Annotated in this window: 15 protein-coding genes; 9 read left to right on the top strand and 6 right to left on the bottom strand. The window is 68.3% G+C overall.

Annotation, left to right across the window (positions count from 1 at the left end; translation table 11 throughout):
- Positions 1-40: 40 nt before the first annotated feature.
- Positions 41-442, top strand: a complete 402-nt coding sequence (locus tag HTA01S_RS11775) for a PKD domain-containing protein (protein WP_068171346.1) — start codon at positions 41-43, stop codon at positions 440-442.
- An 87-nt stretch (positions 443-529) separates the two neighbouring features.
- On the opposite strand, the gene HTA01S_RS11770 is transcribed toward HTA01S_RS11775, so the two are convergent.
- The gene (locus tag HTA01S_RS11770; protein WP_068171344.1) at positions 530-1,519 is read right to left on the bottom strand and encodes an MBL fold metallo-hydrolase; all 990 of its coding nucleotides are present in this window, start codon (positions 1,517-1,519) and stop codon (positions 530-532) included.
- Positions 1,520-1,629: 110 nt separating this feature from the next.
- On the bottom strand, positions 1,630-2,229 hold the full coding sequence (locus HTA01S_RS11765; RefSeq protein ID WP_068171341.1) for a TetR/AcrR family transcriptional regulator: 600 nt from the start codon (positions 2,227-2,229) through the stop codon (positions 1,630-1,632).
- 186 nt (positions 2,230-2,415) lie between these two features.
- On the opposite strand from HTA01S_RS11765, the gene HTA01S_RS11760 reads away from it, so the two are divergent.
- Positions 2,416-2,790: a TfoX/Sxy family protein gene (locus tag HTA01S_RS11760; RefSeq protein ID WP_068171337.1), complete on the top strand. Its 375-nt coding sequence runs from the start codon at positions 2,416-2,418 to the stop codon at positions 2,788-2,790.
- A gap of 34 nt (positions 2,791-2,824) precedes the next feature.
- On the opposite strand, the gene HTA01S_RS11755 is transcribed toward HTA01S_RS11760, so the two are convergent.
- A complete protein-coding gene (locus HTA01S_RS11755) occupies positions 2,825-3,304 on the bottom strand; it encodes a DUF2917 domain-containing protein (RefSeq protein ID WP_084236046.1) in 480 nt (159 codons plus the stop codon).
- Between the two features lie 130 nt (positions 3,305-3,434).
- Between HTA01S_RS11755 and HTA01S_RS11750 the strand changes: the two genes are divergently transcribed.
- Together HTA01S_RS11750 and HTA01S_RS11745 are read left to right on the top strand one after the other, a co-directional pair.
- Positions 3,435-4,478, top strand: coding sequence for a LysR substrate-binding domain-containing protein (locus HTA01S_RS11750; protein ID WP_157572071.1), 1,044 nt, complete (start codon positions 3,435-3,437; stop codon positions 4,476-4,478).
- Positions 4,479-4,746: 268 nt separating this feature from the next.
- Positions 4,747-5,664 (top strand): DMT family transporter, encoded by a 918-nt coding sequence (locus HTA01S_RS11745; protein WP_068171332.1) that lies wholly within the window; start codon positions 4,747-4,749, stop codon positions 5,662-5,664.
- A gap of 158 nt (positions 5,665-5,822) precedes the next feature.
- On the opposite strand, the gene HTA01S_RS11740 is transcribed toward HTA01S_RS11745, so the two are convergent.
- Entirely contained in the window at positions 5,823-6,407 is a 585-nt protein-coding gene (locus HTA01S_RS11740; RefSeq protein WP_068171329.1) for a 5-formyltetrahydrofolate cyclo-ligase, read from the bottom strand.
- 69 nt (positions 6,408-6,476) lie between these two features.
- Here HTA01S_RS11740 and HTA01S_RS11735 point away from each other — a divergent pair, with 69 nt between their 5' ends.
- Positions 6,477-8,480: a lytic transglycosylase domain-containing protein gene (locus tag HTA01S_RS11735; protein WP_245638070.1), complete on the top strand. Its 2,004-nt coding sequence runs from the start codon at positions 6,477-6,479 to the stop codon at positions 8,478-8,480.
- A 33-nt stretch (positions 8,481-8,513) separates the two neighbouring features.
- Positions 8,514-9,458 carry a complex I NDUFA9 subunit family protein gene (locus HTA01S_RS11730; RefSeq protein WP_068171324.1) on the top strand — a complete coding sequence of 315 codons (945 nt, stop codon included), beginning with the start codon at positions 8,514-8,516 and terminating at the stop codon, positions 9,456-9,458.
- A 174-nt stretch (positions 9,459-9,632) separates the two neighbouring features.
- On the opposite strand, the gene HTA01S_RS11725 is transcribed toward HTA01S_RS11730, so the two are convergent.
- Positions 9,633-10,883, bottom strand: coding sequence for an OmpP1/FadL family transporter (locus HTA01S_RS11725; RefSeq protein WP_068171321.1), 1,251 nt, complete (start codon positions 10,881-10,883; stop codon positions 9,633-9,635).
- Positions 10,884-10,944: 61 nt separating this feature from the next.
- A complete protein-coding gene (locus HTA01S_RS11720) occupies positions 10,945-11,523 on the bottom strand; it encodes a DUF302 domain-containing protein (protein WP_068171318.1) in 579 nt (192 codons plus the stop codon).
- Between the two features lie 223 nt (positions 11,524-11,746).
- On the opposite strand from HTA01S_RS11720, the gene HTA01S_RS11715 reads away from it, so the two are divergent.
- From HTA01S_RS11715 to HTA01S_RS11705, 3 genes are all read left to right on the top strand, one after another.
- Positions 11,747-12,073 carry a metal-sensitive transcriptional regulator gene (locus tag HTA01S_RS11715; RefSeq protein ID WP_068171315.1) on the top strand — a complete coding sequence of 109 codons (327 nt, stop codon included), beginning with the start codon at positions 11,747-11,749 and terminating at the stop codon, positions 12,071-12,073.
- A 242-nt stretch (positions 12,074-12,315) separates the two neighbouring features.
- On the top strand, positions 12,316-13,005 hold the full coding sequence (locus HTA01S_RS11710) for a glutathione S-transferase family protein (RefSeq protein WP_068171313.1): 690 nt from the start codon (positions 12,316-12,318) through the stop codon (positions 13,003-13,005).
- A 27-nt stretch (positions 13,006-13,032) separates the two neighbouring features.
- The gene (locus HTA01S_RS11705; protein ID WP_068171832.1) at positions 13,033-13,926 is read left to right on the top strand and encodes a PhzF family phenazine biosynthesis protein; all 894 of its coding nucleotides are present in this window, start codon (positions 13,033-13,035) and stop codon (positions 13,924-13,926) included.
- The last annotated feature ends 15 nt before the right edge of the window (positions 13,927-13,941 follow it).

The raw sequence follows: 13,941 nt of genomic DNA, 5'->3' as shown, positions 1-13,941 counted from the left end.
CCACACCTCCCCTCCTATTCACCCACCTGCATTTCCGACCATGATGTCCTGCAAAAAAGCGCTTCTTTCCTGGTGCAAACCGCTGCTGATCAGCGCGGTGGTGCTGCTCGCCGCCTGCAACCCGATCGCCATCATCAGCGCGGACCCTTCACCTGCCACGGTGGGTGAGTCGGTGACGTTCGACGGCTCCGGGACCGTGATCTCGAACAAGCCGGCCGATACCGTCGCCACGTCTTACAAATGGGATTTCGGCGATGGCAGCAGCGCCAAGGGCGAAGCGGTCAGCCACACCTACGCCGCCGCGGGCACCTACACCGTCACCCTCACGGTCACGGACAGCGTGGGCCGGGAGGGCAGCACGACCGAAGAGATCACGGTGAAGCCGGCCAGCCAGACGACGACCACGTCCACATCGACATCGACCCAGTCGGCGACCGAGTAGCCCGTTGCGTGGGTTCCCGCCTGGCGCTACCCCAAAGCAAAAGACCCGCCGAGGCGGGTCTTTTGCTTTTTGCCTGAGCGAACAACCTCAGCCCTGCAGCGACTTCCACATCTCCATGTCGCGCTCGGCGGTCCAGATGCGTGGGTTCTTGATGCCGCTGGCTTCGTCGTAAGCGCGGCTCACGTCAAACGGCAGGCAGTGTTCGTAGATGAACACGTGGCCAAACACCGGGTCCATGCTCTGGCGGGTGTGGGCCATGGCGGCCTTGAGGTCCATACCGGCGGCGGCGGCTTCCTTGCCGGCCTGGAACAGGGTGGTGACCCAGCGCTTCGTGTAGTCCAGCGCCTTGTTCACGTCGGCGTTGCCCTTCATGGCCTCGCCGCGACCGGGCACGATGAATTCGGGCTTGAGCGCACGCAGTGCTTCGAGCGTGGCGGGCCATTCTTCGAGCTGGGCATCGCCGGTGTAGACACCCGCTTCGTACTCCACCAGGTCGCCGCTGAACAGCACCTTTTCTTCTTCCACCCAGGCGATGGTGTCGCCGCGCGTGTGGCCGTGCCCCGGGCTCCAGATCTGCACCACCACGCCGCCGAGGTTGATCGACAGCTTGCCGGGCACCTCGCCCTTGGTCGGGTCGCCACCGCCGATCACCATGCTCGGCCAGGTCAGGCCCGGCACCGAATCGGCGCCACGGAACAGGCGCGGGAAGCGTTCCATCTCGCTTTGCATGTCCTGCGCGCCACGCTCGCGGATCAGCTCCAGCGTGCCCTGGCTGGCGATGATCTCGGTCGCGCCCTCGGCGAAGTAGGCGCTGGCGCCCAGCACGCGCACCGCGTGGTAGTGGGTGAGCAGCACGTACTTGATCGGCTTGTCGGACACCTTGCGGATCTGCTGGATCAGGTCGCGCGCCATGGCCGGCGTGGCCGTGGCGTCGCTGACCATGATGAAGTCGTCACCGATGATGACGCCCGAGTTCGGGTCGCCCTCGGCGGTGTAGGCCCAGCAGTGCGGGCTGAGCTGTTCGAAGGTGATCTTCTTGTCTTCCAGGTCGGCCTGGGAAGCGAAGGCTTTGCTCATGGGGGTCTCCTGTGGGGGTGTCGGCTGCGCAGATCGGCAAACAGGCGAATTTTAACTAAACGAAATCAATTACGAATAAGTAAACAAATATCCCTATGAGACACTGGGACTCATCCGGCCAAACCCTTCTCGAGCACGGCAACCACCTCGTCGGCAAAAGCGGCGTAGCTCATGGGGCCGCCGGGGCGCAGCCAGGTGAAGGTCCAGTTGATCATGCCGAACAGCATCATGGTCAGCGCGGTCTGGTTGGCGGGCGTCACGCGCTCGGGGTAGGCGCGCCGGATGAACCGGGTGAAGGCGGCCACCACGTCGCGCTGCCGGTTCAGGATGAGCTCGCGCTGAGCCTCGCCCAGGAACTTGGTGTCGGACACCAGGGCCACGTGGCGCGTGGCCGAGCTTTCGTACTCGGCCAGGAAAGCGCGCACCAGTTCATTGAGCGCATCGCGTTCGCTCAGGTTCTTGCGCTGGGCCCGCGCCTCGGCCTCGCCGATCAGCGCCAGCAGCCGCTGCGTGTAGCGGTCGAGCAGATCGAACAGGATCGCTTCCTTGCTCTCGTAGTAGTGGTAGAGCCGCGCCTTGCTGGTGCCGCAGGCGGTGGCGATGGTGTTCATGCTCGCGGCCGGGAAGCTCTGGCGGGCAAAACACTGCGCCGCGACGTCGAGGATTTCGTCGCGCTTGAGGTCGTGGGTGGCGGATTTGGGGCGGGCCATGGGTGGACATTGTCCACCCATGCAGGATGTGGCCCACCCCCATCGCTTGCTCGCTGCGCGTAGCCGCTCAGCCCCTCAAGGGGCAATGCCTGCGGCCTGGCGAAGCCAGTTCCGCGGCATTCTGGCCTTGCTCCCCCTCGCCACAGCCGGATTGGCACTTTGCGCGTGCTTGTCTACCATGCGCGCATGGCCACCAAACCCATCACCGATCCTTTCGTGCTGCACGCCTGCGAGCTGCTGTCCTGTCTCGGCCCGTGCAAGGCCACGCGCATGTTCGGGGGTTATGGCTTGTCGGTGGACGGCATGAACGTCGCGATCATTGCCTGGGACACCTTGTTTCTCAAGACCAATGCCGAGACGGAGCCCCAGTGGCTGGCCGCGGGTGGGCGGCCTTTTCAGTACGAGGCCAAGGGCAAGACCATGCGCCTGCACTACCACACGCCGCCCGAGGACGCGCTGGAATCGCCCGCGCTGATGTCGCCTTGGGCCCGGCTGGCGCTGGCCGCTGCGGTGGCGGCGCGAAAGCCGGCACCGCAGCGCAAAAAGTCCTCGGCACGCTAGCGGCCTGCCCGGGCAGGCGCTGGCCGCGCCCGGCTCACCAGTGCCCGGCCTCGTACGGGCCCAGCACCCGCCCCCGGCCGGCCGCCAGGAACTCGCTGTAGCCGAGCAGGCCGCGCAACACCCGCGCCGTGGCCACGCCCGCCTGGCCCAGCGCCGCGCCGAGCTCGCGCGCGGGCGACGCCACTTCGCGGGCGAAGCGGCTGGGGGCCGCCGACGCCGCGGCGTCGGACCAGTCGAAATGAACCGGCCCGGCGTCGTCAGGTCGGGCAACGGGCTCCATGACCAGCTGCGCGCCGGGTGGCACGGCCAGCACGTCACCCGGGCCCAGGAAACGGTCGCCCAGTTCGTTGGGGGCACCCTGGTAAGGGCCGCCCAGGGTCACCCACACCTGGCCGCAGAAGATGCGCAGCACGGCGGTCTTCTTCGGGCTCAGGCTCATGGCGTGGCCGGGGTGCAGTCGCCAGGCGCCGATGGGTGCGCGGCGGGCGGACAAAGAAGCTGCGGGGTGTGACATAGGGTTCTCCAGTGACAGTCGTCCAGTGACAGAAACACGGATGCCATCTTCCCGCTCCCTTGTCCATGGGTCCAATGAAATGGCGGTAAGCTATTGATACGGATTCCGCATCAATTGATTGGACCTGCCCATGTCGCTTCCGGCCAGCCATCCCCGCACCCGCCCCATCTCCGCCGGGCATCTGCGCGCCTTTGACGCCGTCGCCCGGCACCTGAACTTCCGCGCCGCCGCCGAGGAACTGTCCCTCACACAGAGCGCGGTGAGCCGGCAGATCCAGGCCTTGGAAGACGAGGTGGGCACTGCCCTCTTCCTGCGCCACACGCGCGCTGTCGAACTCACCAGCGCGGGCTCGCAGCTGCTGCGCGCCAGCGGGGTGGCGCTGGAGCGCATTGATGCGGCCGTGCGGCAGATCCGCCAGAACGCCGGGCGCAAGAGCGTGGCCATCACCACCTGGGCCTCGTTCGCCTCGATGTGGCTGATCCCACGCCTCGAGGCCTTCCAGCGCGAGCACCCGGACATCGACATCCGCATCGACGCCTCCGACGCCGCGATCGATCTGGCCACCGCTGACGTGGACCTGGCCCTGCGCTACGCCGTGCCCCAGGCCATGCCGGCCCACGCGATCCGGCTGTTTGGCGAGCAGCTCACCCCGGTGGCCAGCCCTTGGCTGCTCAAGACGCACCGCCTGTGCAAGGTGGAAGACCTGTCGAAGATCACCCTCATCGAAGCGGGGGACGCGCACCGCACGCGCCACCTGGAGTGGCTGACCTGGCAGCGCTGGCTCGACCACTTCGCCACACCCGCCCCGGCCACCGGCGGCGCGCGCGCCAAGGCCGGGCCGGGCGCGGCCAGACCCAAAGCGCGGCTCACGCCGCAGCGCTGGCTGTACTTCAACTACGCCAACCAGATCGTGCAGGCCGCGCTCACCGGACAGGGCGTGGCGCTGGCCCGCATGCCGCTGGTGGCCGAGAGCCTGGCCAGTGGCGATCTGGTCGAGCCGCTGCCCGGCATGCGGCTGGACTCGCCCCTGGTGTACTGGCTGGTGCAGGCGCCACGCAGCGTGGTGCGCCCGGAGGTCAAGGCTTTCTGCGACTGGCTGCTGAAAGAAGCCGAACGCACCCGCCAGGCGATCGGTGAGGTGCCGGATCCGGACACCGTCGATTACATTGATTAACCCCCTGCGCCGCTACGCGGCTTCCCCCAAGGGGGACCACGCCCTTGGACCGGCGGAGCCGGATCTTCGGCGTGTGCTCGGTGACTACCCGTCTTCTTTTCCGATGTTCTTGCCATCCGTGCGGCTTCGCCCGGGGGCACCACGCCATTGGCCCGGCTTAGCCGGAGCCCCGGCTTGTGCCGAGCAGCGGCTCTCTCCGCAGTGCCGCGTGTGGTGCCTTGGTCGGCGCCGTCTTTCAGGCACACTGCGCAGCTTTTCTTCCGCGCCCATGACCTCCTCCGCCCACCACGCCCAAGGCAATCTGCGCAGCATCACCTTCATGCTGATGGCGGTGGGGTCGTTCGCGCTCATGGACGCGGTGCTCAAGACCTTGTCCGCGCGCTACCCGGTGCTGCAGATCGCCACGCTGCGCGGCCTCACGGCGTTGCCGCTGGTGCTGGCCTACATCAGTTGGCGCGGCGCCTGGCCCTCGGTGTTGCGCATCCGCTGGAAGCTGCACCTGTTGCGCGGCGTGTTGGGCATCATCATGCTGGCGCTGTTCACGCGCGGTGTGCGCGAGCTGCCGCTCTCGGCCACCTACACGCTGTTTTTCATCGCCCCCTTGCTGATCACCGCGCTGTCGGTGCCGGTGCTCAAGGAGCGTGTGCCGCGCGCCCACTGGTGGGCGATTGGCGTGGGCTTTGCCGGCGTGCTGATCGCCCTGCGCCCCAGCGGTGAAGACCTGCAGGCGGGCTTCGTCACCGTGGGGGGTCTGGCGGTGCTGACCGCGGCATTTTGTTACGCGGTGGCGGCGGTGGCCGGGCGGCTGGTGAGCCGCACCGACAGCAGCGAAAGCATGATCCTGTCCATGATGGTCTTCATGTCGCTCGGCGCGGGCCTGCTGGCAGCGCCGCAATGGGTGCCGCTGGCACCCGCCGACGCGGGCCTGCTGCTGGCGCTCGCGCTCACCGGCTTCGTGGGCCAGCTCGCCATCACCGAAGCCTTCCGCCACGGCCAGGCCTCGGCCGTCGCCCCGTTCGAATACACCGCCCTGGCCTGGGGCGTGGCGCTGGACTGGCTGGTCTGGCAGACCCTGCCCGCCGCCCACACCTGGCTGGGCGCCGCCATCATCGTGGGCAGCGGCCTGTACCTGGTGCGGCGCGAGAAGCGCATCACCGAGGTGCACGCCAACGCCGAGCACCCGTAGGACAGCCGACGGAACGAGCCCGTGGCGACAGAGGATAGGGTGAATACCCGCCTGCCAGTCGAAGCAGGTGCCTTGCCCAGAACGCGGCGGAACCGGCTTCGCCGGGCCGCATCGCGTTGCCCCCTAGAGGGGGTCGCGCGCAGCGCGGCGGGGGTGTTTCATCTCTCCGGCCACATCACCCCCGTGTCCGACAGGATGGCGTCCAGCGGCACGTCGTGGATCTCGGGCTTCAGATCGGGCACGTAGGCAAAGTCGTAACCAAGTCCCACGGTGAAGGGTTTGGGTTGAAGCGAAGCGAGTGTGCGGTCGTAGAAACCGCCGCCGTAACCCAGCCTGAAGCCGCCCGGGCCATAACCGACGCAGGGCACGAAGATCAGCGTGGGCACCACGATCTCGGTGTCCTTGGGTTTGGGAATGCCATAGGCGTCTTCCTCCATCGGGCAGCCCGGGTACCAGGTGTAGAAGGTGAGCGTCTTGTCCACCTTATTGACCACCGGCAGGCCGATGCGCCGGTGCCGTTGCGCCCCTTGCGCGTCTTCCTCCAGCCCCGCTTCCTGCCAGCGGAACAGCGCCGGCAGCGGATCGAACTCACCCTTGATGGGCCAGTAGGCGCCGATGATGGCGTCGGGCCGGTCGATCAGCCACACGCGCATGACACGCTGCAGCAGGTCGTTGCGCAGGGCACGGTCGGCCAGCGAGAGCCGCTTGTCGATCAGGTCCTTGCGCCAGGCGGTTTTCTGCACCGCCGCCGTTGATCCACCCGCCCCGCTGGTCGAGGAACTTTGAGCGTCTTTGTTGTCCATAATCAGCCAATGAAACTGGTAAGCCTGCAACAGGAAAGAATGAAACGGGGGCTCGTGGCCATTATGGCCGCCCTCGTGCTCCCGGGCGCTGCCTGGGCGCAAGCCAGTGCCGACGCGACGCTGCTGAAGATGCGTGAAGCGTTCCGACGCAACGACAGCGCACAGCTCAGCGCCCTGCTGCCCGGCGTGCGCGGCCACCTGCTCGAGCCCCTGGCCAGCTACTGGGAAATGAAGGCCCGGCTGGAGACCGCCAGCGCGCAAGAGGTGCGCGCCACGCTGGCACGCCACCCCGGCACCTATTGGGAAGACCGCCTGCGCAACGACTGGCTGCTGCAACTGGGCCAGCGGCACGACTGGGCCACCCTGGCCAGCGAACTGCCCCACTACCGCATGAACGACGACCGCGAGCTGCGTTGTTACGCCCTGATGCTCGACGCGGTGGACCGGCGCACGCCCGCCGATGTGGTGGCCACCCAGGTGCAGCGCCTCTGGCTGAGCCAACGCGATGCCGACGTCGGCTGCGCCACCGCCGCGCAGGCCCTGCTCAACAGCGGCCATCTCGCTCCCGAGGTGGCCTGGCGGCGCGCCCGGCTGGCGATGGAGGCCAACCGCCCGCGCGCGGCCGAACAGGCCGTGGCCATGCTGGACCCGGACTGGGTGGCCACCGTCAGCGCCATCGCCAGCGACCCCGCCAAGTACCTGGACGAAAAGATCACCGCGATCCGCCCGCGCACCAAGGAGATGGTGACGCTGGCCATCATCCGCCTGGCCGACAAGGAGCCGGCGCTCGCGGCGCTGGAGATGGAGCGCACACGCTGGAAGGCCCAGCTCACACAGGAAGAGCGCAGCTGGCTCTGGGGCGTGATCGGCAAACGCGCGGCGCAGAAGCTGCACGACAACGCGCTGGAGCACTTCACCCGCGGACAGACGAACCTCATGCCCAGCGACCACCTGGCCTGGATGGCGCGCGCCGCCTTGCGCGCCGGGGCCTGGGGCTTGGTGCGCGATGCCATCGCCGCGATGGACGAAACCCAGCAGCGCGAGCCGGTGTGGGTGTACTGGCGCGCCCGCGCCATGCAGGCGCTCAAGGAGCCCGACGCGCTGGCGGCCACGGCCCGCTCGCGCGAGCTGTACGCCTCCATCGCCTCGTCGCGCGGCTTTTACGAGCAGCTGGCGCTGGAGGAACTGGGCCGCCTGGTGACGGTGCCGCCCGCGCCCGAACCCCTTCAGCCGCAGGAGCTGCGGGCCGCCGAGCGCAACCCCGGCCTGCAACGCGCGCTCGCCGCCATCCGCCTGGGGCTGCGCAGCGAGGGCGTGCGTGAGTGGAACTACACCGTCGGCCTGCACACGCCGGGCGGCATGAACGAGCGCGAACTGCTCGCCGCCGCCCAACTGGCCTGCCAGAACGATCTGTGGGACCGCTGCATCAACACCAGCGAGCGCACGCCGATGGCCCAGGACCATGCGCAGCGCTTTCCCATGCCGTACCGCAGCACCGTGGTGAGGCGCGCCAGCGAGATCGGCCTGGACCCGGCCTACGTGTACGGCCTGATCCGCCAGGAAAGCCGTTTCGTGATGGACGCGCGCTCCGGCGTGGGCGCGTCGGGCCTGATGCAGGTGATGCCGGCCACGGCGCGCTGGACCGCGCGCAAGATCGGCTTGACCGACTTCCGGCCGCACCAGATCGGCGAGCGCGACACCAACATCGCCATCGGCACGGCCTACCTGAAATTCGCGCTGGACGACTTCGAGGGCTCGCTGCCCATGGCCGCCGCCGCCTACAACGCCGGCCCCGGGCGGCCCCGGGCCTGGCGCAACGGGCCGGTGCTGCCCGGTGACATCTGGGCCGAGAACATCCCGTTCGACGAGACCCGCGACTACGTCAAGCGCGTGCTGGCCAACACCACCAACTACGCCGCCATCCTGAGCGGCCGGCCGCAGTCGCTGCGCGCGCGGCTGGGCATGGTGGGGCCGCGCGCCGACCCCACCGCGGTCAACCGCGAGCTGCCTTGACCCCCTCAACCGTTCCCACCCCGTGATCGCTCCATGAAAAACATCCTTGTCCTGGGGGGTACCGGATTCGTGGGACGCCACGTCTGCGAGAAGTTGCAGCGTGCTGACGGCTGCGTCACGGTGCCCACGCGGCGCGCCGCGAATGCCAGCGCCGTGCAGCACCTGCCGCGCCTGACCGTGATCGAAGCCGACGTACACGACGAGGCACAGCTCGCCCGGCTGCTGCCCGGGCACGACGCAGTGATCAACCTCGTGGCCATCCTGCACGGCAGCGAAGCGGCGTTCGAGCGCACCCACGTGGCGCTGCCGGCCACGCTGGCGCGCGCCTGCGCGGCCACCGGGGTACGCCGCGTGGTGCATGTGAGCGCGCTGGGCGTGGGCCTGGACGCGCCGTCGCGTTACCAACGCAGCAAGGCACGCGGCGAGCAGGTGCTGCGCCAGGCCGGGCTGGACCTGACCGTGTTGCGCCCCAGCGTGATCTTTGGCGCCGGCGACCGTTTTCTCAACCTGTTCGCCCGGCTGCAGGCGGTGTTCCCCGTGCTGCCGCTGGCTGGCGCGGGCGTGCGCTTCCAGCCGGTGTGGGTGGAAGACGTGGCCCGTGCCGTGGTGGCCTGTGCCCTGGGCACCGGCCCGGCGCGCCACAGCGTGGGCCAGACCTACGAGTGCGCGGGGCCCGACGTGTTCACGCTGGCCGATCTGGTGCGCCTGGCCGGGCGCCTCGGCAGCCACCAGCGGCCCATCGTCCCACTGCCCATGGCGCTGGGGCGGCTGCAGGCGCTGATGATGGAACTGGCGCCGGGCGAACCGCTGATGAGCCGCGACAACCTGGACGCCATGCGGGTCGACAACGTGGCCACGGGCCAACTGCCCGGCCTGGCCGATCTGGGCATCCGGCCCTCGTCCGTGGTGGCGGTGGCGCCCACCTATCTGGGCGGTGGCAACGGCCGCAGCCGCCTGCTCACGCTGCGGCGTGGCTAGGAAGGAACACCCCCACCGCGCTTCGCGCGACCCCCTCAAGGGGGCGGCACTGGCCGTCCGGCAAAGCCGGCCCGGCGGTGCCCTGGGCGCAGGCATTTCGCACCGGAGAGACCGCGTCTGGCGGTGCCCCTCCGATCGATCCGTTTCCGGTCTATCACCCCGCCGGAGGGGTGTTCAGAACCTGGAGCCCCACTGGATGGCGATGGCGTTCTGGCGCATGCTCACCGTCTCGGTGCCGGCCAGCAGCGAAGGCCCGCTCACCGACACGCGCGGCGCATGCATGAACGACCAGGTCAGCTCCGAACGGGGCGACAGTGCGTGGGTGGCACCCAGCGTGAAGTGCGACTTCATCACCCCCGGGGCCAGCACGTTGGGCGTGATGTTGGCCGCGGTGACCGGGTTCTCGCTGCGGTTGTAGCCCGCGCGCAGCGTGACGCGGGGGCTCATCTGCCACTGCACGCCCAGCTTCACGACGCCGATGTTCTTCCAGCCGAAACCACCCCCCGGGGTACCGCCCAGCGGGCCGGCGGTGGCGGCGTTGCCGATCGCCGGCACACCGCCGTAGCCGATGTGCTGGTAGTCGGCCGCCAGCAATACCTCGGGCGTGGCCTGCACGGCGATGCCGACGCTGGCGTTTTCCGGGATGTCGAAGTCGCCGCCGTCGGCGAACAGGCCCGCGTATGCCTTGAAGCGGCTCATGTGGACCTTGGGCGCGTAGGACGCGCCGATGCTCACCCGCTCGGAGAGTTTGCCCATGTAGCCCAGCCGCAGCCCCAGGCCGGTGCTGTTGGAATAGCCGCTGCCGGTGAGGTGGGCCGCATCCACCGACATGCCACCAAACCCTTCAAGGCCATAGGCCTTGAACATCTGGAACACCAGCAGCGGGGACACGCCCACGCTGTGGCGCTCGTTGAGCTTGTAGGCCACCGTGGGCGCCACCACCAGCTGGATCAGGTCCACACCCAGCTGCCCCGACCCACACAGCGCGTTGGCCGGCCCCTGACCACAGTTGAGCTGCCCCCCCGGGTAGGTGGTGTTCATGCCCCCGTTGCCATACACCGTGACCCCCGCGGCCAGCCGGGGCGACAGGTCCTGGTTGTAGCCCAGCTCGGGGATCAGGAAGGCGCGCTTGTCGCTGCGCACCCGCGTGTCGAGCATGCCGCCGGTGCCGCTGCGCGACATCTCACGGTCGGGCATGAACAGGTCCACACCAGCCTCGAAGCGGTTGCCCGCAAACGCCGCGGCGGCCGGGTTGTTGGCGCCGGCGAAGCCGTCTTGCGCCAGGGCGGTGGCCGCGCCACCCATGCCCTTGGCCTTGATGCCATAGCCGTGCGAGAAATAGCCGTCGGTGGCATGGGCTGACAGCGCGGTCAGGCCCAGTGCGATCAGGGTGGCGGCGCGCAGGGCGCTGATCTGGAATGTCATTGTGGTGTCTCCTCGGGTGGTCGTGATCACTGGCTTTTTTTGGTGTTCGGGTTTGCCAGGGTCAGAACTCTCCCTTGGAGGCGCGCTCCATCATCTGCCAGATGGTCTCGCGCACCGCCCAGGCTTCTTCCTTCAGCGGCGAGGGCAGCTTGCGGCCCATCTTGACCATCATGTCCATGTTCAGGGTGTAGAGCCACAGGCTGCCGTCGTCGTGCTCCACCACGCTGATGCGGCAGGGCAGGTAGGCGGCCATGTGGGGGCTGAAGTCCACCATCTTGCGGGCGGTGGCCGGGCTGCAGTAGGAATAGACCGTGAGCAGCTTTTCCTTCTTGCCCGAGCGGGCTTCGAGCTCCTTGGACAGCGGCAGCACACCCACGTCGCGCATGTTGCGCTCCACCGCCACGAGTTTGAGGATCTCTTCCACGTCCTTGGCGCTCACACCGTCCTTGACCTTGCGCTCCCAGGTGGTGGCCACGGCGATGTCGCCTTGGCCGTCCACCCAGCGATCCCACATGCGCGAGGCCTCGGCGCCCGCGCCGTCCTCCAACTGGCCAAGGGTGGAGATCGTGCCGCAGCCGGTGGTGGCCAGCAGGGTGGCCGCCAGGGCCAGGCCAATGGAGAAACGCTTGCAGATGTGCATGGTGCTGTCCTCGTGTCGCGATGGGGTTGGAAAAAATGCGTGACTTGATATTTCTCAAATCACTGCGCATCGGACGATATCGGAGGCGCTTCCTCGCGCCATCGGTGACTACCCTAGGGGGTAGGGTAGTCACCGAGATGCAGCGCATCAGGGAACACCAGCGGACGCGCACGCCGGATTTTTGGCAAACTCGGGGCCAGTCTCCATTCACAGGACCACCACCATGGCAGCCACTCCAGCAAAATCCCCGTCCAGCCCCACCCCACCGGCGCCCACGGCCGCTGCCTACCGCTCGGAACACGAACGCGACGTGATCAACCGCCTCAAGCGCATCGAGGGCCAGGTGCGCGGGCTGATCGACATGGTGGAAAAAGGCCGCTCCTGCGAGGACGTGGCCCAGCAGATGTCGGCCGCGCGCAAGGCCATGGACAAAGCCTTCTACCGCATGATGGCCTGCTCGGTCATGGAGGCGGTGTCGACCTCGAACTCCGAGGTCGACACCTTCCGCGAGGTGGAGCGCTCGACGCGGATTCTTGAAAAGTACGCATAAGGGGCTCCCCCCGCAGCGCTTCGCGCTACCCCCAGGGGGCAACGCTGGCGGCCCGGCAAAGCCGGTTCCGCGGCGTTCTGGGATAGGGCACTTCGCGCCGGGGGTCGCCCATATCCCTGCGCCTCTGGTTGCTGCATCGCTGATCAGTGACCGTTTCGCTCGAATCAATACCGCGGTTTTTTGGCATCAATGCGCTGCCAGCCAGGGCTTAGCATGGGCGTCCTCACAAGGAGATTCCCCCCATGGCACTGCAGCTCTACATCGGCAACAAAAACTATTCGTCCTGGTCCATGCGCCCCTGGGTGTTGATGACCCAGGCCGGCATTGCGTTCGAGGAAGTGATGGTGCGCTTCGACTCGTTCGCGGCGGACTCGGCATTCAAGAAAGGCCTGCGCGGCGTCAACCCGGTGGGCAAGGTGCCGGTGCTGGTGGACGAGGGCTTTGCCATCTGGGACACGCTGGCGATCGCCGAGTACCTGGCCGAGCGCTTCCCCGAGAAGCAGCTGTGGCCGGCCGACGCGAAAGCGCGTGCCCGGGCACGCAGCGTCTGCGCCGAAATGCACAGCGGCTTCGGTTCGCTGCGCAGCCACTGCCCCATGAACATCGAAGCCTCGCTGCCCGACACCGGCCGCCTGATCTGGCGCGACCAGGCCGGCGTGCGCGCCGACGTGGCGCGGCTGTGCGGCCTGTGGGGCGAGTTGCTGGCGGCGCAACCTGAAGGCGCCCTGCTGTTCGGCGATTTCAGCATCGCCGACGCGTACTTCGCCCCGGTGTGCATGCGCATCAAGACCTACGGCCTGCCCCTGCCCGCCGACCTGCAGGCCTACGTGGAACGTGTGGCCGCCCTGCCGGGGGTGAAGGCCTGGATTGACGGCGCGCTGGCCGAACACGACTTCCTGGATTTCGAAGAGCCCTACCGCCTGGGGCGCTGAGCGGCCATCGCATCAGAAAGGATGGCCATGGGCATCACCGTTCACACGGTCAACGCCTTCGTCGATGACCAGGCGGGATCCACCCTCGGGGGCAACCCCGCAGGGGTCGTGCTGGCCGCCGACGGGCTCGGCGCCGACCAGCGCCAGGCGCTTGCCGCACGCCTGGGGTTGTCAGAGACCGTTTTCGTCGGCGCATCGGCGACCGCTTCGCGCCGGCTGGAATTCTTCACCCCGACCCAGCAGATCGCCCACTGCGGCCACGCCACCATCGCCGCCTTCTGGCTGATGCAACACCTGGGCCAGTTGCCCGGCGGGGTGCACAGCAAGGAAACCGTCGACGGCAACCGCGCCATCCTGATCGAGGGCACGCGCGTGGCCATGGAACAACGCGCGCCCACCTACACCGAGCTGGCCGCGGGCACCCAGTTGCAGCAGCTGCTGGACGCCCTGCAACTGCAGGCCGACGACCTGATCGCCGGGCCGCCGCCCGCGGTGGTGCACACGGGCAATGCCTTCCTGGTGGTGGGCGTGCGCAGCCGCGAGTGCCTGGCCGCCATCCAGCCCCGGCTGGAACGGATTCACCACCTCAGCGACGCCCATGACCTGATCGGGTTGTACGTGTTCTGCCTTCAGCCCGACATGCCGGGTCGCCACGCGGCGGCGCGCATGTTCGCGCCGCGCTACGGCATCAACGAGGAAGCGGCCACCGGCATGGCCGCCGGGCCGCTGGCCTGCTGGCTGCACGACCGGCTGGGCATGGCCCAATCCCGCTTCGTGCTGGAACAGGGCCGCCTGATGCCCCACCCATCCCCCAGCCTGATCAACGTTTCTCTGGACATTGGCTCATCGGGCATTGAGCGCCTGTGGGCCGGTGGTACCGCGCGCCTGACCCAGACACAGCAGCTTTCCCTCGACTCCTGAAGAACCTCATACCTC

Origin of the sequence: Hydrogenophaga taeniospiralis CCUG 15921, assembly GCF_001592305.1 — a bacterium.
Taxonomy (GTDB): domain Bacteria; phylum Pseudomonadota; class Gammaproteobacteria; order Burkholderiales; family Burkholderiaceae_C; genus Hydrogenophaga; species Hydrogenophaga taeniospiralis.
Note: the sequence above shows the minus strand (reverse complement) of the source record. Positions and strands in the feature narration are given on the sequence as shown.